Source organism: Sphaerisporangium sp. NPDC004334 (assembly GCF_053602655.1).
The window spans coordinates 83,008-102,834 of sequence record NZ_JBSGDZ010000028.1 but is presented as its reverse complement, the minus strand read 5'-3'; the positions used below and the strand labels follow the sequence as shown (position 1 = coordinate 102,834).

Below are 19,827 nucleotides of genomic sequence, written 5' to 3'. Positions count from 1 at the left end.
CCGCTGCCTCCTGATATCGGGTGATCTCCCGACAAGGCAGATGCTCAACCATTGTTGCGCAACTTAGGTTGAGTATTAGAGAGTGATCACCATGCCGTCAACTCCCGAGGTGTCCGCCGATCTGACCCTGCTGTGCACCGCCCTCGCCGCCGCAACCCAGGCCGAGGTGCGCGAACGGATGACCGAGGCCGGGCACCCCGAGGTGCGTGACGTGCACGGGTATGTCTTCCAGCACCTGCTGGCCGGCCCCGTGCGCATCAGCGAACTGGCCGAATTGCTGGGCATGACGGCGCAGGGCGCGTCCAAGGTGGTGATGGAGATGGAGCGGGTCGGCTACGTCACCCGCCGCGCCGATCCCGGTGACCGCCGCAACCGCTACGTCGAACTGACCCCGCACGGCCACGACGCCATCGAATGCGGACGCGCCGCCCGCGCCGCCACCACCGCCCGTCTCCTCACCGCCCTGCCCCCCGCCTCCAGAGACGACCTGCTCGCGTCCCTGAACCACCTCTCCGACACGACCGGCGCCCTGACCCTCCTCCTCAGCCGCCGACTACGCCCTCACTGATCACCGCCGGAATCACATGACCCGCCCCAGCGCGCTTAACCTCTCGTCCAGCTCCTTGACGTGGGTGTTTCTCGTCCAGGGGTCGAGTTGCCGCCTGGTGCGGCGGATGCCGTCGATCAGGCGGACTCGGATCGGCCTCGGTGCGCGGGGTCGCGGCCTCACCATGGGCACGATCGAGGGCTCGCAGGCCGTCCTCTCCTCGTCCGGCGTCCGCCAGGGCTCTTGAGAGGGCCAGTGATGTCGCGGCCCGCTGGAGCCTGCTGGGTGATTCCTTCGCCCAGGCCACCGCCGCGTACGAGTGGTCGAGCGCCACGGTCGGTTTACCCTGATAGCCGAAGGTGTTGGACAGGCAGTCGTGCGTGTGGGCCAGAAGTGTGGGATCTCCCAGCGCGTAGGCGGCCTCCAGCCCTTGCTGGTACCACTGGACGGCTCCCGCATAGTCGAGCACGTCGTAGCGAAGCCAGCCGCCGAGATGACTGAGAGCCCAATAGGCGGTGGTGATCCGGTCACGCAACATAGGTGGCAGAGCGTTCTGGCTCAGCAGTCTCGCCAGCAGGCCACGCTGAGCGTCGACCACGGGCCTCAAGGAGACCGGCCCGCGAGCCTCGTCCGCCTGCCAGCATTGGGCGATCAGTTTTTCGATGGTGGTCACGGTCTGGGGGTCTGCGCGGGTGGTGCCGCGGAGGACGTGGGCGAGGCGGGTCTCCTCGTCCGGGGTCAGGTAGCGCAGGAGCCGGAGGGCGGGGATGCCGCCCAGCGCCGCCGCCAGCTCGAAGAGCAGTTCGCGTCGCTTCACGTCGGCCTCCTCGGCGGTGAGGGCGCGGAACAGAGCGGCGCAGTCGTCGGTGCGCATGGTGACGGCCGGTGCCACCGGCGGGCCGGGCCGATCTGCCGCATCGGTCGAATCCATGCTGGCACGGTCGATTCCCGGCATAGCAGGCGTGAGGCTCCTGCGCTGGAAGGGGTCGAGGTGACGATGGTCGACGGCGTCGATCAGCTCGCGGTCGGCCGCGCCGTACCCGCCGTAGGTCTCGTCGGTGACCAGGCGACGCGCCGTCGTCTGGTAGATGCGGGCGAGCAGGTCGAGCACGCGCGGGGACGGACGGCGCCGGCTGCGCGGCCAGCTTTCGAGGTCGTACAGCCGCGCCGCGCGCATCGACGCCGTGCCGGCCGGATCGAGGTCGTTGAACGCCGCCACGACCTGCGCGGCGGTCAGGCCATGGGCGTACCGGTGGAACAGCAAGGGGCCGGCATGGAGATCGACCGCCAGGACATCGGCGATCTGCTCGTAGGTGAACCCGCGCGCCCGTAGCTCCTCGCCACGCCTGCGGCAGGAGAGCAGGACACGGTGCCCCCCGGTCACGACGGCCTCCCTTGGGTCCGGGCGGTTCCGAACAGCAGTTCTACTGTTCAGAGGACAGTTTACTCACCCAATGCACATGCGCGCTCACTCTTGATGACGACCGTGGGGTCATAAACGCCTGCGGCCGATGGTCGTCGCCGACCGTTCCCACGGCCTCCGCCCAGGTCACGGGCCATACCGAGGGAGTTCGGACGGTGGCGGTCATGGGGGTTCGATCCCGCGGCGGGCGCGGGCGACAGTACTCCTCGGCGCGGGGTGGTCCCGCGACCATCGGCAAGGAGGTGGCCGCCATGGCCGATCCCGTCGTCGACGTCACGGGCGCTCCCAGGACGGCACGAGTCCCGCCCCCCGATGACGGTTTCGCCGCCGGACGAAGTGACGGGCGTTCCCCGACCGGTGAAGGCCACGAGCGGGAGATCGCCGGAGGGGCGGACGGGCCTCCCGCGCCTCACGGAAGGGCCGACCGTCATGTGCCCACGGGGAAGATGGTGTGGCGGCGCGCGTTCACCGGGGTGGCCGAGGAGGCGCCCAAGGCGCGCGCGTTCGTCCGGTGCCTGCTGGCCGGCACCCGGTGGGTGGACGACGCCGAGTTCGCCGTCGCCGAGTTGGTCAGCAACTCCCTCCTCCACAGCCGTTCCGGCGCCCCGGGCGGTGCTGGCCTCGCGTGTGGGCTTGCGTGGTGACCCGGTCACCGGCCACCACGTGTGGGCCTTTTCGCCGACTCTGCTCCCCCGAGGTGACCGGAGAGACGTTCGAGGAGGCCGCCAGGGCGGCCCGGGGCGCGGCGCCCGCTCACGGTGTCTGTCTGGGCCTGCCGAACTCGTCATCACCATGCCGGGCGCGAACGCCGTCTGGATGGTCACGAGATGAGGAGTTCGAGGTGGGCACGATCAGCGTTTTCGCGAACGTCTGTGCAGACGGCGTCATGCAGGGGCCGGGCCGGGCGGAGGAGGACATCAGGGGTGGATTCCGGCACGGCGGCTGGGGCGTCGGGTACACCGACGAGGTGATCGGCAGGTTCGTCGGGAGGATGGACAGGGCCACGGCGATGCTCTTCGGGCGCCGGTCGTACGACGACCTGCTGGGCCACTGGACATCGGTGAGCGACCCCAACCCGTTCACCGAGGTGCTGGTGAACTCGCCCAAATACGTCGCCTCCCGCCAGGCGCGCACCGAACTCGCCTATCCCAACTCCACGCTGCTGGCGGGGGAGGCGGCCGACACCGTCGCACGGCTCAAGGGCCGTACCGACGGCGTGATCAGGGTGCTGGGCAGCGGTGAACTGGTGCGCTCACTGCATGCGGCCCGCCTGGTCGAGGAGTACGTCCTGCTGATCCACCCGATCGTCCTCGGTTCGGGGACGCGCCTGTTCGGCGAGGGGGAAAGAACCGACCTGATACTTCAGGAGGCGACGACCTCCACGACCGGAGTGGTCATCGCACGCTACCGGGTCAAGTGACGAGGGAGGATCGGGATATGCGGTACATGCTGCTGTTCCATTACAGCGAGGCGAGCGAGGAGACGATCGGGGCCGAGGCGATGGCCGCGGGGATGCGGGCCATGGCCGCTTACGCCGCGACACTCGAGCAGGCCGGCATCCTGGCGAGCGGCCAGGTGCTGCGGCCGTCGACCGGTTCGACCACGCTCACGCTCATCGACGGGGAGCCACGGATCCAGGACGGGCCGTTCGCCGACACCAAGGAGCAACTCGGTGGCGTGATCGTCATCGACGTGCCGGATCTGGACGCCGCCCTGGAGTGGGCGCGGCAGGCGCCGCCGCTGTCGTGGGGCACCGTCGAGGTCCGGCCCGGTGCGGTGCACATCGAGGCCGGGACGTGGGTCGCGTCGTCGTGACCGGTGAGACGGCCGCGCACGTCGCCGAGCGCACCGCACGGGCGTCCTATGGCCGGCTGGTCGCCCTGCTGGCCGCTCCGACCGGCGACCTCCAACTCGCCGAGGAGACCCTGGCGCAGGCCTTCGAGCAGGCTCTGATCACCTGGCCGCGCGACGGTGTGCCGGACAACCCCGAAGGCTGGCTGCTGACGGTCGCGCGCAACCGGCAGCGAGATCTGTGGAGGTCCGCCGCGCACCGCCGCAACCAGCCGCTGGAGACGGCCACGGACATCGGCGCCGACGCCGTCCGGCAGCTGGACGATCTCGACCCGGGCCGGATCCCCGACCGGCGACTGGCCCTGCTGTTCGTGTGCGCGCACCCGGCCATCGCCGCCGGCGTCCGTACCCCGCTGATGCTCCAGGCCGTACTCGGGTTCGACTCCGCCCAGATCGCGCGGGCCTTCGCCGTGCCCGCCGGGGCGATGTCGCAACGACTGGTGCGGGCCAAGCGGCGGATCAAGGACGCCCGGATTCCCTTCGCCGTTCCCGGGCGGCAGGCGATGCCCGAGCGGCTGCCGTCGGTGCTGGAGGCGGTGTACGCCTGCTACGCACTGACCTTCGCGGAGCGGGGCGAGGGGACGTCGCCCGCGGGAGAGGCCCGGTACCTGGCCGTCACGACCGCGAAGCTGCTCGGCGACCAGCCCGAGGCGTGGGCGCTGGCGGCGCTGCTCACCCTGGCCTCGGCGCGTGCCACGGCTCCCGGCGACCGCTATCTGCCGTTACAGGACCAGGACCCGGACGGGTGGGACCGCCGTCTCATCGCCGAGGGCGAGGCCTACCTCCGCCTGGCCGAGCGGCCCGGCCAGGCGCCCGGGCGGTTCCAGCTGGAGGCGGCGATTCAGGCCGTCCACTGCGATCGGGCCCGCAGCGGCGCCACCGATTGGGACGCACTGTGCACGCTCTACACCGCTCTGGTGGCGATCGCGCCGAGCCTGGGCGGCCGGGTCGCCCACGCCGCCGTCATCGGCCGGACCCGTTCACCCCGGACGGGGCTGTCGCTGCTGGCGGCGTTGCCCGTCGAACGGGAGCGCTTCCAGCCGTATCACGCGGTACGCGGCGACCTGCTCGCCCGGCTCGGCCGGCACGAGGACGCGGTCGCGGCCTACACCCAGGCGTCCACCCTCAGTACGGACCCGGCCGTTCGGGCCTTCCTTGAGCGACGGGCCAAGGAAACGTCCCGCTGACCGCTCCTCCACCAGGGCGGATACCTGTACGGCGCGGAGAAGGCAGGGCGGCGCGGTGGATCGTGTACGGGGTGGGACGGATGATGCCTGGCCAATCACTGGGGTAGCAAGGTAGGGGAGGACGGTCATAATGGCGCAAGAGCGACGAGGGCCGTCCCGCGTCCACCGGCTGGGCGGCACCTGGATGAGGAGCGGGTCGATGACGATGCGGTTCGAGCACGAGTTCACGGTCCCGGTGCCGCTTGAGCAGGCGTGGGCGGTGCTCCTCGACGTCGAGCGGGTGGCTCCGTGCCTGCCGGGCGCCGCACTGGACAGCGCGGAGGGCGACGACCTCACCGGGCGGATGAAGGTGAAGGTCGGGCCGATCACCGTCACCTACCGGGGCCGGGCGAGCTTCGAGGCGGTCGACAAGGACACCCACACCCTTACCCTCAAGGCATCCGGCAAGGAGGCGCGCGGCACCGGCACCGCGACCGCGACGGTGAGCGCGGCGCTGGCCGGGGAGGGCGCCCAGACCCGGGTCAAGGTCGAGACCTCCTTCAACGTGACCGGCCGTCCCGCGCAGTTCGGACGCGGGGTGATGGCCGAGGTCGGCGCCAAGCTGCTCGACCGCTTCGCGGCCAACCTGGCGGCCCTCCTCCACGAGAGCCCCGCCGAGCCCCTCGACGCCGCGACCCCCAAGACTCCCGCTGAGACGACGGACGCCGCGACCCCCGAGATCCCCGCTGACTCGACAGGTGCCGCAGCGCCGGAGACCCCTGCCGAGGCCACAGCGGAGGTGACCGCTCCGCCGCCGGCCACCGCGCCCGCCACGACCCCGTTCAACCGGCCGGGAACGTCTCTGCCGGACGCCGAAGAGCAGGAGGTTCCCGAGATCGTCCCGGTGGGCGACCAGGAGCCGGCCACGGTGACGGCGATCGGCGCGCCGGCCGACGTGGTGCCGTTGAGGGGCGCCGGCGACCAGGACGTCCGGCAGCCGGCCACCGCGGAGCCATCCGGCCAGGCCGCCGATGAGGAGACCGGCCAAGCCGCCGAGGTGCCACCCGCCCATGCCGCCGCGGAGCCGCCCGGCCAGGCCGCCGCGCCGGCGGAGGCCGCGACGCCGGCCGCCGGTCCGGGCGGAGGGGAGCAACCGCCCGCGCGGCATCTCACCGCCGTGCCCGACTCCTACGAGCCGCCGTACGCCGATGAGGCGGCGGCGGGCCGCGAGGTGCACCCCGCCGGGACGGCCCGCACGTCCCGCACCGCCGAGGAGGAGGCGCTCGACCTGCTGGAGATCGCCGGAGTGCCCGTGCTCAAGCGCGTCGCCCCGGCCGTCGCCGGCCTGGCCCTGGTAATCCTCCTCGCCTGGCTCGTACGCCGCATGCTCGCCCGCCGCTGACCACACACCCGCCGCCCTCCGGCCAGGTGCTCGCCGCACATGAGCGCGCCGGCATCGCCGTATCCCGGACCTGCCGACGCGGCGCCCCGGAAACCGTCGTACAACAGTCAACCCGGGCAGGGACGGCGGGGAGAGATGAGGTCGGGCTGCGGAAATGGGCTACTCGGCAGGCGCGGACGGAGTGGGGGAAATGGTGGGAGTGGGGGTGGCGGAGGCAGTGGGTTCGGGGCCGTCGTAGACGCCGATGGCCCAGCGGCCTGGCCGGGGACCGAGCCGGGTGGCGAGCTTCTCGACGCGACCGGGCTGGAGCAGCATCTCGGCCAGGTACCCGCCGTCACACCGGCCCACCGAGTCGTCCACGACCTTGCAGCCGGCGTACCTCTCGGTCGGGTTCTCCCGCGGCCGGTGGTCGATGATCGGCGTGTCGGCGGGCAACACCCAGACGCGCAGCCGTTGGGGCTGCCGCAGCCAGTCGGAGGGAACCGAGTCTCTGCTGAAGTAGTTGCCGATCCCGTCGGTCCCGCATCTGCCGGACATCTCCATGCCGTCGGACGTGCGGACCGCCACCCATGCCCTCGGATCGTCACAGACGATCTTGTAGGAGGTGTCGACGCTCAGCGGCCGGAAGGTGATCTCGCGGCCGGTGACGAGCGTGGTGGACACGACGGTCCTGATCAACGGATTGTCCAGATCGTTCATCGCCGGCAGGCCGGCGGGCGGGGCGACGGTCGCCGCCGTCACCGGCGTCCTGTCCACCGCCGCGGGGTCGAGCGCGGGCCTCGCGATCAGCACCGCCGCGACGGCCGCCGCGGCGCCCGCGAGGGTCACCGCGGAGGCGGCCCTGCCCCGCCTGATGCGGTGACCGCGCCGCACGATGCCGGGCACGTCAGGAAGGCCGGCGCGCAGGTCGTCGGCCAGTGCCGCGCGGAGGTCGGCTTCGGTGAAGGTCATCGCTCAGCTCCCGTCAGGTGAGTCTCGGAGTCGACGCGGAGGCGTCGCAGGGCCCGGCTGAGCTGCGCCTTGACCGAGCCGACCGAGCATCCGAGCACGTCGGCGCACTGCACCAGGGTCAGGTCCTCGAAGTAGTGCAGGACGATGACCGCCCGCTGCTGCCGGGGCAGGTCGCCGATCGCCTGTCTGAGGACGTGCCTGTGGCCGACCTCGGTCGCGAGGTCCCGCTGGTCGGGCAGGTCGGGCAGGTGCTCGGCGGGCACCTCGCCGCGCCACTTCCTGCGCCACCAGGATGCGTGGGTGTTGACGATGATGCGGTGCACGTACCGGTCGGGGTCGCCGTCGATGCGGCGCCAGGCCACCCACGCCTTGGCGAGCGCCGTCTGGACGAGGTCCTCGGCGGTGGCCCGGTTCCCCGTGAGCAGATAGGCCGCGTGCCGCAGCCGCTCATAGCGCGCCGCCACGTAGTCGTCGAACCCGTCGTCCATCCATGGTCTCCGTCCGGAAGGTCTCACAGTGACCTACACGACGGGGACCGGATCCGGTTGACACGCGGGCAGGAGAGTCCCGGGATGCCGGGCCGATCGCCGGGCCGCCGCCGCACGGCGGGCCCGGCGATCACCAGGGGCGAGGGGAGGGGTCAGGGGCGCTCGGTCTCCCAGGTGACGGTGTCCTCGACGGTCATCGGGCGGGTGCGCATGAGGGTGGTGTCCAGCGGGCGCAGGTAGGTCTGCTGGACGCCGGGGACCTGGTCCTCGATGACGAACGTCGCGCGGGTGTAGGCCGGGTCCCCGGCGACCTGCACGTGGGGCACCACCTTGAAGTCGGCGCTCATGAGGTCGCGCTCGATCTTCGTCAGGACGTACCCGCGCTGGTTGTTGTAGAACTTCAGGTGCGGGTTGATGGCCAGGTAGGGGTGGGTGGCGGGGTCGGAGTCCGCTCCGTCGCCGCCGGTCGTGATCGACGTGGCGACCAGCTCCGAGCCGACCGACGGGCCGGTGGGGTCGTCGTAGTCGAGCTTGAGGTCCGAGGCCCAGTGCGCGTGCACGTCGCCGGTGAGCACGACGGGGTTGCGCACCTTGGCGTCCACCCATCCCTGGGTGATGCGCTGCCGGGAGGCGACGTACCCGTCCCAGGCGTCCATGCTGGTGACCTTGGCGGGTCCGGCGTTGTTGTCGCGCTGGGCGAAGAAGACCTGCTGGCCGATGATGTCCCACTGGGCGCGGGAGTGGCGGAAGCCGTCCAGCAGCCACCTCTCCTGGGCGGCGCCGGTGATGGAGCGGGCCGGGTCGACGGCGGCGGGGCAGTCGCGGTAGCCGTCGCCGCAGCCCTGGTCGTCGCGGTACTGCCGGGTGTCGAGCATGTGGAAGGTGGCCATGCGCCCCCAGCGGACGCGCCGGTAGAGCTGCATGTCGATGCCGCGCGGGACGGAGGTGCGGCGCAGCGGCATGTTCTCGTAGTACGCGCGGAACGCGGCCTCGCGGCGGGCCAGGAAGTTCGGCTGCGGCACCTCGGGCTTCTCGGGCACCTCGTCGGCCCAGTTGTTGTCGACCTCGTGGTCGTCGAACACCACCAGCCAGGGGGCGGCGGCGTGGGCCGCCTGCAGGTCCAGGTCGGTCTTGTACTGGGCGTGCCGCTGCCGGTAGTCGGCGAGCGTCTCGGTCTCGGGGCCCTCGTGGTCGCGGACGTTGCCGCCGGGGATGGTGTAGGTGTTCTTGGTGTACTCGTACTGGTAGTCGCCGAGGTGCAGGATCAGGTCCGGGTGCTCCTCGGCCAGCCGCCGGTAGGAGGTGAAGTAGCCGTGCTCGTACTGGGCGCAGGAGACGAACGCCATCGACAGCGGCGAGCCGTAGGACAGCAGGTGCGGCGCGGTGAGCGCGCGTCCGACGGGTGAGAGGTACGGGCCGACGCGGAAGCGGTACCAGTACTCGCGCCCGGAGGGCAGGGCGTCCACCTCGACGTGGACGCTGTGTCCCCATTCGGGGGCGGCCACGGCGACGCCCGAGCGCACGACGCGACGGCACCGCTCGTCGGAGTACACCTGCCACAGCACGGGGAAGGGCCGCGCGGGCATGCCGCCCATGCCGTCCTCGGCCAGCGGCTGGGTGGCCAGGCGGGTCCACAGGACGAAGCCGCTGTGGTCGGGGTCGCCGGAGGCCACGCCGAGGGTGAACGGGTCGGAGCGCAGGCCCCGGCTCGCGAGGCTCTGCGCGGTCTCGGCGGCGGGGTCGGGGTCGGCCAGCGCGGCGGACGCCGGGATGGTGGCGATCGCGCCCGCGGCGAGGCCGGTCACGAGGAAGGAGCGTCGGTCGAGGTGCGGCATGCGGGGCTCCCCATGGGATCAAGATGCGACATCCGCAGCCTTGCCGAGGATCATGACCGCCCCGTTAACGGCAACTGTCATAGAAAGGGCGACATATACCACTGAAACCCCCGCAGGCGTAAGGAAGGCGATATCCCAGCATCGCCACGGCCGCCCCGCGCCGCGCCCCGTCGCGTCAAAGGTCGCGGCAAGCGCCGGTCAGCACTCCGCCGTGGCCGGCGGCACGGGCATCCGCCCGGGAATACCCCGGTCAGGGCAATGCCGACTCGGGAGAGACCACGCATGCAGCCGGACGTCAGCGTTGTGCTCATCACCGTCAACGACTCCGCCCGCCTGCCGCGCGCCATCGCGTCCGTGCTCGGCCAGTCGTTGCGCAACCTCGAACTGATCATCGTGGACGACGCCGGCGCCGACGACACCGCCGCCCTGGTGTCCCGGCTGGACGACCCGCGGGTCAGGTACGTCCGCCGCGACGCCCGGAGCGGCCACCGCGGAGCGCCGCGCAACGCCGGGCTGGACGCGGCGCGCGCGCCGCACGTCATGTTCCTCGACGGCGGCGACGAGCTGACCCGGCACGCCTGCAAGAGCCTGCTGCTGGAGGTCGAGCGCACCGGCGCCGACTTCGCCGCCGGGCAGATCGCACGGCCGGCCGGGGCCACCGGGCGCACGCAGCGCTACCGCCCCGAGCTGTTCCGCCCGCGCCGGGTGGTCGACGGCATCCGCGCCGAACCGCGCCTGTTCCTGGACGGGTTCGCCACCAACAAGCTGTACCGCACCGCGTTCCTGCGCGAGCAGGGCCTGCGCTTCGCCGAGAACCTGCGCCACGAGGACCACGTCTTCACCGCAGCGCTCTTCTGCGCCGCCCGCCGCTTCGCGATCGTGCCGTGGACGGTGTACCTGTCGCAGCGGGCCGCCGCCCCGGCCTCCCCGCCGCCGTCCGCCGGGGACCTGGACGGCGTGCGCGACCGGGTGCGGGCCGCGCAGATCAGCGACGCGGTGCTGCGCGACAACGGGTGCTCCGACCTCGTCGGACACCGGCAGCAGCGCTTCCTCGCGCAGGACCTGCGCGTCCATCTCAACAAGCTGCCCCGCCACACCAAGGTGTGGATCAAGGAGTTCGCCTCGGTCGTACGCCCCTACCTCGCGGAACTGGAGCCGGGCGTGCTCCAGCGGGCCGATCCGATGATCAGGGTGTGCTGCCACCTGATCGCCGCCGACCGGGCCGAGGACCTGCTGGTGGCGGCGCGGTCGCTGACCGGTCCCAAGGCCGCCCCCCGCCACGCCCTGCGAGTGGACGGCCGGACGTACTGGGGCACGCGCGCTCACCCCGCGCTGGACATCACGCCGTTGCGGCTGGCCGAGCTGCCCTTCGCCGCGTCCCGGATCAGGCACGAAGTGGGCGAGATCTCCTGTCAGGGGACGGTCGTGTCGATGACGGTCCGCACCTACGACCCCTTCGCCGTGCTGCGCCGCTGGAAGACCACCGCCGAGCTGACCGTCAAAGGGCTGCGCGTGCCGCTGGCGCCGCGGCGGCAGCCGGACGGCAGCTACCTCACGCAGGTGGAGGTGGACCTGGCGCGAGCCAGGCTCGGCCGCCTGGGGTTCGACGGCGGCCGGGACGTGCGCGTCTCCCACGTCCGCCCGGACGGCCACCGCACCAGTGACCGCCTGCTGGTCGACCCGGCCACCCCTGCCCTGACCCTGACCGCGGGGCGGCACGAGGTCACCGTCGCCCCGAGCGGCGACGGCGCCGTCCTGCGCGTCTCCTGGCGGCCGTCGCCGACGCTGCGCCGGGCGGCGCGGCTGCGCTCGCTGCGCGACCTGGCCGGGCGCGCCGAGCTGAAGCTGTGGGTGTACCGAGGACTGATCAAGGTGGTGCCGCGCCGCCGCGACCTGGCGCTGTTCGAGTCCGACCTCGGCGCCTCCTACACCGGCAACCCCCGCTACATCTACGAGGAGATCCGGCGGCGTGACCTGCCGCTGCGGGTGCGCTGGTCGGCCCGGGCGAAGGCGGCCGGGTTCCCCGCCGATGTGCCGCTCGTGCGGCGAATGAGCTGGCGGTACGTCTGGACCATGGCCCGGGCGGGCTACTGGGTGGACAGCCACGGGTTCCCGCTGGACTTCCCCAAGCCCAAGGGCACCCGCTACCTGCAGACCTGGCACGGCCAGGCGCTGAAGACGGTCGGGTTCGAGTCGCCGGACCTGCGCGGGGACTTCCCCGGCCCGCGCGAGCGGTGGCGCTCCGCCGTGGCCCGCTGGGACGCGCTGGTCTCCCCCGGGCCGGAGTTCGAGCGCGTCTTCGTGCCGTCGAACGAGTACACCGGCGCCGTCCTCGGGTTCGGCTCGCCGCGGTGCGACGTGCTGGTGAACGGGGACCCCGGCGCGGGGCCGCGCGTGCGCGAGGCCCTGGAGATCCCCGAGGACCGCCGCATCCTGCTCTACGCGCCGACCTACCGCGACCTGGACAGGCGCGGCGGCACCTCGGTGCGCGTCGACCTGGACGCCATGGCCCGCGCGCTCGCCGACCACTGGGTGGTGGTGCTGCGCACCCATCCGGCGGAACGCTTCACCGTGCCCGAGCGGGTGCGCCACCTCGTCCGGGCGGCCGGAGCGTACCCCGAGGTCAACGACCTCATCCTCGCCTCCGACGCGCTGGTCAGCGACTACTCCTCCATCATCTGCGACTACGCCTGCACCGGGCGGCCCATCCTGCTGTACGCCGACGACCACGACGACTACGTGCGGATGGACCGCGGACTCAACTACGACCTGCGCGAGATCGCCCCCGGGCCCGTCCTGACGACCACGGCCGAACTGGTCGCCGCTCTGCGCGACCTGCCGGCCGTCAGCGCCGAGCACGCCGAGCGGTACGCCGACTTCGCCGCCCTGTTCTGCGCGGAGGAGACCGGCAAGGCGGCGGCGCGCGTGGTGGAGGCCTTCTTCTCCGGCCTGCCCGGCGAAAAGGGCACATGAACGCGGTCGTGTTCGCCTGCATGGACGCCGACACGCTCGGCGGCGTGCAGCAGGTGACCCACACGGTCGCCCACGGCCTGGCCCTGCGCGGGCACGAGGTGCACGTCATCGGCCTGCACCAGGCGCCCGAGCCGTTCCGGTACGTCGAGCGGCCGCTGTACGAGCGCCACGTCGTGCAACGGCGGCCGCTCGGCGAGGGCGTCCGGTGGGTGGCGCGCGGCCGGGTGGCCCGGCTGCTGGCCTCCATCGGCCCCGGGTACGCGGTGCTGACCTCGCCCGGAGCGGTGTCCTGGCTGGCCGATCTGCTGCCGCCGCGGCTGCGCGCCATCGGGCAGTACCACGGCTCGTACGAGCGCGCCCGCGGCACCACGCACCTGGCCTTGGTACGGCGCGACTACGGCGCCCTTGACCAGGCCGTCTTCCTCAGCCCCGAGGACGCCCGCCGGTTCGCCGAGGAAGCGCTGCTGCCCAACGCCGCCCACCTGCCCAACCCGCTGCGCGCCTGGCCGGACAGGACGTCCCCTCTGGACGTGCCGCGCGTGCTCGGGGTGGGCCGGCTGGCCCCGGTCAAGCGGTTCGACCGGCTCATCACCGCCTTCGCGCGCGCCGGCCGCACGCGCGGACACTGGGAGTTGCACCTGATCGGGGACGGGCCGGAGCTGACCCGGCTGCGGGCGCACGCCTCCTCGCTCGGGATCGGCGACCGCGTGGTGTTCCGCGGCCGGGTGCCGGCCGCGCGGATGGGGCAGGAGTTCCTCGACGCGGCGATCCTCGGGCTGTCCAGTGAGCATGAAGGGCTTCCCCCGGCCGTGGCCGAGGCCGCCTCGTACGGCATGCCGTCGGTGGCCTTCGACGTCTCGGGCGGGGTGCGCTCGCTCGTGCTCGACGGCACGACCGGGACGCTGGTGCCGCCCGCGGACGTCGAGGCGTTCACCGCCGCGCTGAGCGGGCTGATGGCCGACCCCGCCCGGCGCGGGCGCCTGGGCGCCGCGGCCAGGGCCCGGGCCGCGGCGTTACGGCCGGAGAACGTCCTGGACCGCTGGGAGACCCTGTTCGCGCACATCCGCCGCTGACCGGCCGTCCTGGAAGGGGACCCGCGGAACGGGGGCGGACTCCTGAAAGGGGACCCGCGGAACAGGGGTGGACTCCTGGAAGGGGGCGCGGGGGGCGGGGACGGTGAGGAGGGAGAGCTGGCCGGAGGTGAGCATGGCGGCCACCGGGCCGGGCTCGCGGCGGCCGTTCACCTGGTCGCGGAGGCGCTGCTTGCGCAGCGACAGCCACCGCCGGGCCGCCGTCCTGCGGTAGGCGAGCAGTCGCGGGACGGAGGGCCGCGGGGCGCCGGCCGGCTCGTAGCCCCTGGCGCGCAGGCGTCCGCCCAGGACGCTGTCGCACAGCGCGATCTCCCACGGCTCCAGCCGGGTGGTCCAGCTTCCCACCCTGGCCTGGGTGATCTCCTGGTGGGTGTTGCTGTGCCACACCTTGTGGGAGGGCACCGCCGCCGTCGCCATGCGCCGGGGCTCGCACATCGCGGGGTCGAACTCCTCGCCGAGGAAGCGGCACACCTTGGCCAGCTCGCCGTGCGGGTCGGCGGTCAGGTCCTCGTACCGCAGCTCGTGGAAGGTGCCGGCCGGCAGCCTTTCGGCGTAGCGGCGCCCGAGGTCGACGGCCTCCGCCCAGGTGGCGATCGCGTGGAGGATGTCCAGTTTGTACCAGGTCATCTCCTTGAGCGAGGCGACGCAGTCGCGTCCGTCCCTGACCAGGTGGACGAACTGGGCATCGGGGAACAGGCGCAGCAGCGCGCCCACATGCCGGATGTAGCAGGGCCGCTTGTCGCCCCAGCGCGGCTTGCCGAACCGCTCGGCGTACGCGCGGAACGCCTCGCCGATCACCGAGCCCAGCGACCCGGGTCCCTCGACCGCCCTGCGGACGTAGGCCGCGCGGTCCAGACCCAGCTCGCCGAACCTGGTGCTCCGGTCGGTGGCGATCCACTCGGCGAGCCCGCGGCGGTTCTCCGCCTCTCGCATGTCCCCGTGCAGGCGTCGGCGGAAGTAGGCCTGGAGCAGGAAGCGGTTCTCCGGCGGCACCGCGATGCGCGGGTGCGAGTGCAGCATGAGCTGCAGCATCGTGGTGCCGGAGCGCGGGCAGCCGATCACGAAGACCGGCCGGTCCGTCCGCATCGGCTACACCCCCGTGAAGAACGGGTCGGTGCGCACGTGCGGTTCGTCGTCCGGACCGGCGGGCGGGTGCGCGGCCCCCGCCGCGAGGGCCCGGGTGGACTGCCACATGCGGTAGACCAGGAAGATCTCGTTGAGGACGAGGAGCGCGCCCGCGCCGGTGGTGACGGGCAGCAGCGCCGCGGGCCCGAGCACCGGGCCGAGGATGAACACGGCCGCGTGGAACTCGATGCCGCTCATCAGGTGCGTGCGCACGCGGTGCCGGGCCAGGCACAGGCCGACGCGCTGGCGCAGGCCGGCCGGCGGCTCCTCCCCCTCCGGCGGCGGGGGGACCTGCCGGGCGTCCACCGCGTGCCAGGAGGCGGTCTCGCCGTCGGGCGCCGCCTGCCCGAAGGAGGCCGCGTGGCCGTGCGGGCCCGTCCAGTCGTGCGAGGACGCCTGGTCGAAGGGGGCCGCGCGGTCGTAGGGGTAGGTATGCCCGTACTCGCTGGACGGGGACGCCTGGCGGGGGATCAGCGGCCCGTTGTAGGTCTCGGTGGGCTGGTCGGCGTTGTCCGCGTTGTCCGCGTTGTCGATGTGCTCGCCCGGTGACCGTCCGGGCGCGCGCGGCCCGGGCGGCGCGTCCTCGAACCGGTACCCCGGGTCGGCCATCTGGTCGTACGGGTCGTAAGGATCGCAGGGGTCGTAGCCGGACGGATCCGGCGGCTCGTTCGCGGCCGCCGCGGCGGCGTAGGGCATGTCATACTCGGGATCCTGCGCCAGTGACTCCACGGCCATCGCGTCGCGGACCGCGTCCAGCTCCTCGCGGCGGGCGGCGCGCCTGCGCGCCTTCACCGTCTGGCGCACCCGCTTCATCTGGGGGGCGTTGACGTAGCGGAACAGGTCCAAGATGGCGATGCCCGCTCCGAGCAGCACGAACGCGAGCCGGCCGGTCGCGGCGTACTGCCCGTAGGCAAGGCCGACCGCGCAGCAGACCACCCGGATGCGGTCGCCGACGTAGTCCAGCCACAGCCCGAACGGGGTCCCGGTGCCCTTGAGCCGGGCGATCTTGCCGTCGACACAGTCGATCATGAAGCTCACATAGAACAGCACCGCGCCGAGCACCAGGTGGCCCATGGCGAAGCAGCCCGCGGAGACCATGCCGAGGACCAGCGAGAAGCGCGTGAGGGCGTTCGGGGTGATCTCGGTGTGATTCGCTACGAACAGTGCCACCCGGCAGGCCACCGGGTCGACCATGAACACCGTCCACCATGAGTCTCTGCGTTTGCGCGTCGCGAGGACGTCATCGAGCGAATATGGCCTCATGACTGCCAGCATGGCCACGCGAAGCCACCGAAAATCACCGTCTGTAACTAACATGAGATCTCTAGATGGTTTCTTGACCGCCACCGGCGACCGCCTCCGAGGGCTTGACCTTCCCCTCCGCCGTCCGCCGCGCGAGGCCGGCTCGCGTCTAGCCCGGCGCTCCGCCCCTGGTGCCGGACCCATGCCGATATTGACCCACTTATCCGGTTATTAGTACGGCTGGGATAAGGTGACGCGGCGCCGAGCCAAGGAGGATTTTCGATGCGGCGATGGATTCCCACCGTGATCGCGACCACGATGACACTGGCGGCCACGCCCGCCGCCTTGGCGTCCACCGGCCAAGCCGCCTCCGGCACGGCGCGGACCAACCAGGCGAGAGCCGCCTCCTCCACGGCCACCGCCTCGTCCACGGGCGCCGCCTCCTCCACTGGTGCCGCCTCCCCCACGGCTGCCGGCAAGGTGAACTGCGCCAAGGTGAAGTGCATCGCGCTGACCTTCGACGACGGCCCCGGCCGCTACACCTCCACGCTGCTGGACCTGCTCAGGCGGCACCACACCAAGGTCACCTTCTTCCTGGTCGGCGCCCAGATCGGCAAGTACCCCTCGATCGTGCGCAGGATGGCCCGCGAGGGCCACGAGATCGGCGACCACACCTACGACCACCCGCACCTGACCACCCTGCCCGACGGCGACATCAGGGACGAGCTGACCCGCCCACGGGACGCGATCAAGAAGCTCACCGGCAGGGCGCCCGACCTCATGCGCCCGCCCTACGGCGACACCGACGAGCGGGTGGGCGGCATCGCGGCCGAGCTCGGCATGGCGCAGATCCTGTGGAACGGCACCAGCCGCGACTGGGAGCTCCGCGACACCGCCGCCGTCACCAAAAAGGTGCTCGGCCTGGCCAAGCGCGACCGCGTCGTCCTCATGCACGACGTGTGGCCCGAGACGGTGAAGGCCATGCCCAAGATCCTCACCTCACTGGAGAAGAAGGGTTACCACGTCGTCCCGGTGACCGCCCTGCTGCGCGGCAGGTCGCTGGCCGCCGGCGAGGTCTACCCCGTGGGCGGCTGGAACTGACCGTCCGGCCCGCCGCGCCGACCGGCGAACCGACCGCCCCGCCGCCCCGACCGACGCACCGACCGACGCACCGCCGCAACCGACCCGCCGCCCCGACCGGCGAACCGCCGCGACCGCTCCGTCACCACAACCGGCCGGTCGCCGCGATCGAGCGACCGTCGCAACCGACCGGCCGTCGGGGCGGGCGGCTGCTAACGTTGCCCGCGTGACCCCTCCCGCAACGACCCAGGCAGGCCGGCGATGAACGACGGGCACGAGAAGGCCGAGCTGTACGCGATGGACATCTCGGACGTCACCTGGCTCAGCGCCCCCGGCAGCACGTCCGACGACCGCATCGAGATCGCCTATCTGCCGGGCGGCGCGGTCGCGCTCCGCAACCCCGCCGACCCCAACGGCACGGTGCTGCGCTTCACACCGGGCGAGTGGAACGCCTTCGTCCTCGGCGTCCGCGACGGCGAGTTCGACGACTAGGGGCTGACTCCTAGCCGCCCGCCTCGGCCATCGCCGCGAGGCGGCGGGCGAGCACCGCGGCGGCCTCCCGCAACTCGACGGGCTCCAGCACCTCTACCTCGAAGCCCAGCCATGCCACGTGCAGGGCGAGCCGGTCGAGGTCGTCCCCGCCGGTGACGAGCAGGCACCACCCATCACAGTCGTCCTCGACCCGTCCCACCTGGGGCGGCACCAGCCGCCGCACCTGGTCGGGTGTGGCGTGCACCCGCACCCGGGCCACATACCGGTACGGCGCCCCGGTCACCGACCGCTGCACGTAGGCGACCGGGTCCGGATGCTCCCTCGGCCGGAAGCGCCAGGTCGTCGCCGCCACCTCGCGCATGCGGTCCAGCCGGAAGGTGCGCCAGTCGTCGCGGTCGACGTCCCAGGCCATCAGGTACCAGCGGCGGCCGGTGGACACCATGCGCACCGGCTCGACCGTGCGCTCGCGCTCACCGCCGTCGCGGCCGGTGTACTTGAACCGCACCCGCACGGCGTCGCGGCAGGCCCGCGCGAGCGTCACCAGCAGCTCGGCGTCGATCGCGACCCCGGGGACGGCCATGGTCGCGGTGGCGCCGTACACCGCCCGCACCTCGGCGCGCAGCCGGGGCGGCATCACCTGGTCGAGCTTCGCCAGCGCCCGCAGCGCCGCCTCGCCCGCCCCGGCGACCGTGCCCCCCGACTCCAGCCGCAGGCACACCGCCGTCGCGATCGCCTCCTCGTCGTCCAGGAGCAGCGGCGGCAGCCGGGTGCCCGCGCCGAGCCGGTAGCCGCCGCCGACACCCGCCGTCGCGTGCACGGGGTAGCCGAGCGCGCGCAGTCGTTCCACGTCGCGGCGCACCGAGCGGTCGGTGACCTCCAGCTCGGCGGCGAGCTCGGACGCGGTCCAGGACGGCCGGCGCTGCAGCAGCCCCAGCAGCCGCAGCACCCGCTCGGTCGTCGCCTCCACGGTCACGCGTTCATCGTTCCACAGATCGCGGAACGATCCTGTCCGCTATATGCGGGAGGTTGGACCCATGACCGACCAGACATGGAACTCCCTGCTCCGCGAGCAGTTCGCCTGGCACTGGACCGAGCAGCTGCGCGATCGCCTCGAGGGGCTCACCGATGACGAGTACTTCTGGGAGCCGGCGCCCGGCTGCTGGAACGTCCGCCCGCGCGGCACCGGCACCGCACCGATACAGGCGGGGTCGGGCGCGATGACCATCGACTTCGCGATGCCGATGCCCGAGCCGCCGCCGTTCACGACGATCGCCTGGCGACTCGGGCACGTGATCGTCGGCGTGCTGGCCGTGCGCAACGCCGCGCACTTCGGCCGGGCGAGCACCGACTACCGATCATTCGAGTACGCCCCGACCGCGGCCGCGGCGCTGGCCCAGCTCGACGCGGAGTACGCCACCTGGCTGGCCGGGGTCGAGTCTCTCGGCGAGACCGGCCTCACCCGCCCGTGCGGCGAGGCGGAGGGGCCCTACGCCGATCGGTCCCTGGCTACGCTGGTGCTGCACATCAACCGCGAGCTGATCCACCATCTGTCCGAGGTGTGCCTGCTCCGCGACCTCCATCTGCACACCCACCAGTTGACCGGCCGGGAGGCGAGCTGAGATGGCCCGCGACGTACAGATCACCTTCGACTGCGCCGACCCGGCCGCGCTGGCGGCCTTCTGGGCCGAGGCCCTGGGCTACCGGACGCAGGACCCGCCCAAGGGCTTCGAGTCATGGGAGCAGGCTCTGGAAGCGATGGGCGTGCCGCCCGAGAACCGCAACGACGCCTCGGCGGTGGTCGACCCCGACGACGCCGGGCCGCGGCTGTTCTTCCAGCGGGTTCCCGAGGGCAAGCAGGCCAAGAACCGCGTGCACCTCGATGTGCGTGCGGCTCCGGGGCTGGAGGGCGACGCGCGGATGGCGGCCCTGGAAGCGGAGGCCGAGCGGCTGGTCTCCCACGGCGCCACCCGCCTCCAGCGCCACGACCCCACTCCCCCACTCGGCGCCGGCCACATCGTGATGGCCGACCCCGAAGGCAACGAATTCTGCCTCGACTGACCACCCATCCAGGGACCACCGACACCGTCACGCGCTCCGGCCGCTCGCGGCTCTCCACCTCGGCTATGTGCTGGATGTGACCGGCGCCGGGTCGGCGGGGTGG

19 protein-coding genes are annotated in these 19,827 nt (G+C 72.5%); 12 read left to right on the top strand and 7 right to left on the bottom strand.

The genetic code is table 11. The annotated features are described in order from the left end of the window. Positions 1 to 91 precede the first annotated feature (91 nt). A complete protein-coding gene (locus tag ACWEN6_RS31555) occupies positions 92 to 568 on the top strand; it encodes a MarR family winged helix-turn-helix transcriptional regulator (protein WP_452575307.1) in 477 nt (158 codons plus the stop codon). Here the strand turns inward: ACWEN6_RS31555 and ACWEN6_RS31550 are convergent. After that, the gene (locus tag ACWEN6_RS31550; protein ID WP_452575305.1) at positions 543 to 1,931 is read right to left on the bottom strand and encodes a hypothetical protein; all 1,389 of its coding nucleotides are present in this window, start codon (positions 1,929 to 1,931) and stop codon (positions 543 to 545) included. The genes ACWEN6_RS31555 and ACWEN6_RS31550 overlap by 26 nt on opposite strands. A 203-nt stretch (positions 1,932 to 2,134) precedes the next feature. Here ACWEN6_RS31550 and ACWEN6_RS31545 point away from each other — a divergent pair, with 203 nt between their 5' ends. The 5 genes from ACWEN6_RS31545 to ACWEN6_RS31525 all read left to right on the top strand — a co-directional run bounded on the left by ACWEN6_RS31545 (position 2,135) and on the right by ACWEN6_RS31525 (position 6,389). Further along, positions 2,135 to 2,614: a hypothetical protein gene (locus ACWEN6_RS31545; protein WP_452575303.1), complete on the top strand. Its 480-nt coding sequence runs from the start codon at positions 2,135 to 2,137 to the stop codon at positions 2,612 to 2,614. A 197-nt stretch (positions 2,615 to 2,811) separates the two neighbouring features. Then, complete coding sequence (locus ACWEN6_RS31540; RefSeq protein WP_452575301.1) at positions 2,812 to 3,390, top strand: dihydrofolate reductase family protein; 579 nt, start codon at positions 2,812 to 2,814, stop codon at positions 3,388 to 3,390. Positions 3,391 to 3,407: 17 nt separating this feature from the next. Then, on the top strand, positions 3,408 to 3,785 hold the full coding sequence (locus ACWEN6_RS31535) for a YciI family protein (protein ID WP_452575299.1): 378 nt from the start codon (positions 3,408 to 3,410) through the stop codon (positions 3,783 to 3,785). Beyond that, positions 3,767 to 5,008 carry an RNA polymerase sigma factor gene (locus ACWEN6_RS31530; RefSeq protein WP_452575298.1) on the top strand — a complete coding sequence of 414 codons (1,242 nt, stop codon included), beginning with the start codon at positions 3,767 to 3,769 and terminating at the stop codon, positions 5,006 to 5,008. Before ACWEN6_RS31535 ends, ACWEN6_RS31530 begins: the two co-directional genes overlap by 19 nt. A 199-nt stretch (positions 5,009 to 5,207) precedes the next feature. Beyond that, complete coding sequence (locus ACWEN6_RS31525; RefSeq protein WP_452575296.1) at positions 5,208 to 6,389, top strand: SRPBCC family protein; 1,182 nt, start codon at positions 5,208 to 5,210, stop codon at positions 6,387 to 6,389. A 159-nt stretch (positions 6,390 to 6,548) separates the two neighbouring features. Here ACWEN6_RS31525 and ACWEN6_RS31520 read toward each other — a convergent pair whose 3' ends face one another. From ACWEN6_RS31520 to ACWEN6_RS31510, 3 genes are all read right to left on the bottom strand, one after another. Then, positions 6,549 to 7,340 carry a hypothetical protein gene (locus ACWEN6_RS31520; protein ID WP_452575294.1) on the bottom strand — a complete coding sequence of 264 codons (792 nt, stop codon included), beginning with the start codon at positions 7,338 to 7,340 and terminating at the stop codon, positions 6,549 to 6,551. After that, on the bottom strand, positions 7,337 to 7,828 hold the full coding sequence (locus ACWEN6_RS31515) for a SigE family RNA polymerase sigma factor (protein ID WP_452575292.1): 492 nt from the start codon (positions 7,826 to 7,828) through the stop codon (positions 7,337 to 7,339). The genes ACWEN6_RS31520 and ACWEN6_RS31515 overlap by 4 nt, the downstream gene beginning before the upstream one ends. A 152-nt stretch (positions 7,829 to 7,980) precedes the next feature. Further along, on the bottom strand, positions 7,981 to 9,663 hold the full coding sequence (locus ACWEN6_RS31510) for an alkaline phosphatase D family protein (protein ID WP_354924532.1): 1,683 nt from the start codon (positions 9,661 to 9,663) through the stop codon (positions 7,981 to 7,983). A gap of 282 nt (positions 9,664 to 9,945) precedes the next feature. Between ACWEN6_RS31510 and ACWEN6_RS31505 the strand changes: the two genes are divergently transcribed. Together ACWEN6_RS31505 and ACWEN6_RS31500 are read left to right on the top strand one after the other, a co-directional pair. Continuing rightward, complete coding sequence (locus ACWEN6_RS31505) at positions 9,946 to 12,636, top strand: CDP-glycerol glycerophosphotransferase family protein (protein ID WP_452575290.1); 2,691 nt, start codon at positions 9,946 to 9,948, stop codon at positions 12,634 to 12,636. Further along, entirely contained in the window at positions 12,633 to 13,709 is a 1,077-nt protein-coding gene (locus tag ACWEN6_RS31500; protein ID WP_452575288.1) for a glycosyltransferase, read from the top strand. The genes ACWEN6_RS31505 and ACWEN6_RS31500 overlap by 4 nt, the downstream gene beginning before the upstream one ends. On the opposite strand, the gene ACWEN6_RS31495 is transcribed toward ACWEN6_RS31500, so the two are convergent. Both ACWEN6_RS31495 and ACWEN6_RS31490 read right to left on the bottom strand, forming a co-directional pair. Continuing rightward, complete coding sequence (locus ACWEN6_RS31495) at positions 13,650 to 14,813, bottom strand: sulfotransferase family protein (RefSeq protein ID WP_452575286.1); 1,164 nt, start codon at positions 14,811 to 14,813, stop codon at positions 13,650 to 13,652. The two genes, ACWEN6_RS31500 and ACWEN6_RS31495, sit on opposite strands and share 60 nt — an antisense overlap. Before the next feature lie 3 nt (positions 14,814 to 14,816). Beyond that, positions 14,817 to 16,115, bottom strand: a complete 1,299-nt coding sequence (locus ACWEN6_RS31490) for a CDP-alcohol phosphatidyltransferase family protein (RefSeq protein ID WP_452575284.1) — start codon at positions 16,113 to 16,115, stop codon at positions 14,817 to 14,819. Positions 16,116 to 16,376: 261 nt separating this feature from the next. Here ACWEN6_RS31490 and ACWEN6_RS31485 point away from each other — a divergent pair, with 261 nt between their 5' ends. Further along, a complete protein-coding gene (locus ACWEN6_RS31485; protein ID WP_452575282.1) occupies positions 16,377 to 17,195 on the top strand; it encodes a polysaccharide deacetylase family protein in 819 nt (272 codons plus the stop codon). Positions 17,196 to 17,435: 240 nt separating this feature from the next. Further along, on the top strand, positions 17,436 to 17,666 hold the full coding sequence (locus tag ACWEN6_RS31480; protein ID WP_354837447.1) for a DUF397 domain-containing protein: 231 nt from the start codon (positions 17,436 to 17,438) through the stop codon (positions 17,664 to 17,666). A 10-nt stretch (positions 17,667 to 17,676) separates the two neighbouring features. Here the strand turns inward: ACWEN6_RS31480 and ACWEN6_RS31475 are convergent, their stop codons facing one another. Continuing rightward, positions 17,677 to 18,633, bottom strand: coding sequence for a helix-turn-helix transcriptional regulator (locus ACWEN6_RS31475; protein ID WP_452575349.1), 957 nt, complete (start codon positions 18,631 to 18,633; stop codon positions 17,677 to 17,679). A gap of 67 nt (positions 18,634 to 18,700) precedes the next feature. On the opposite strand from ACWEN6_RS31475, the gene ACWEN6_RS31470 reads away from it, so the two are divergent. Next, positions 18,701 to 19,285, top strand: coding sequence for a DinB family protein (locus ACWEN6_RS31470; RefSeq protein WP_452575280.1), 585 nt, complete (start codon positions 18,701 to 18,703; stop codon positions 19,283 to 19,285). Between the two features lies 1 nt (position 19,286). Continuing rightward, a complete protein-coding gene (locus tag ACWEN6_RS31465) occupies positions 19,287 to 19,724 on the top strand; it encodes a VOC family protein (protein ID WP_354924548.1) in 438 nt (145 codons plus the stop codon). Positions 19,725 to 19,827: the final 103 nt, after the last annotated feature.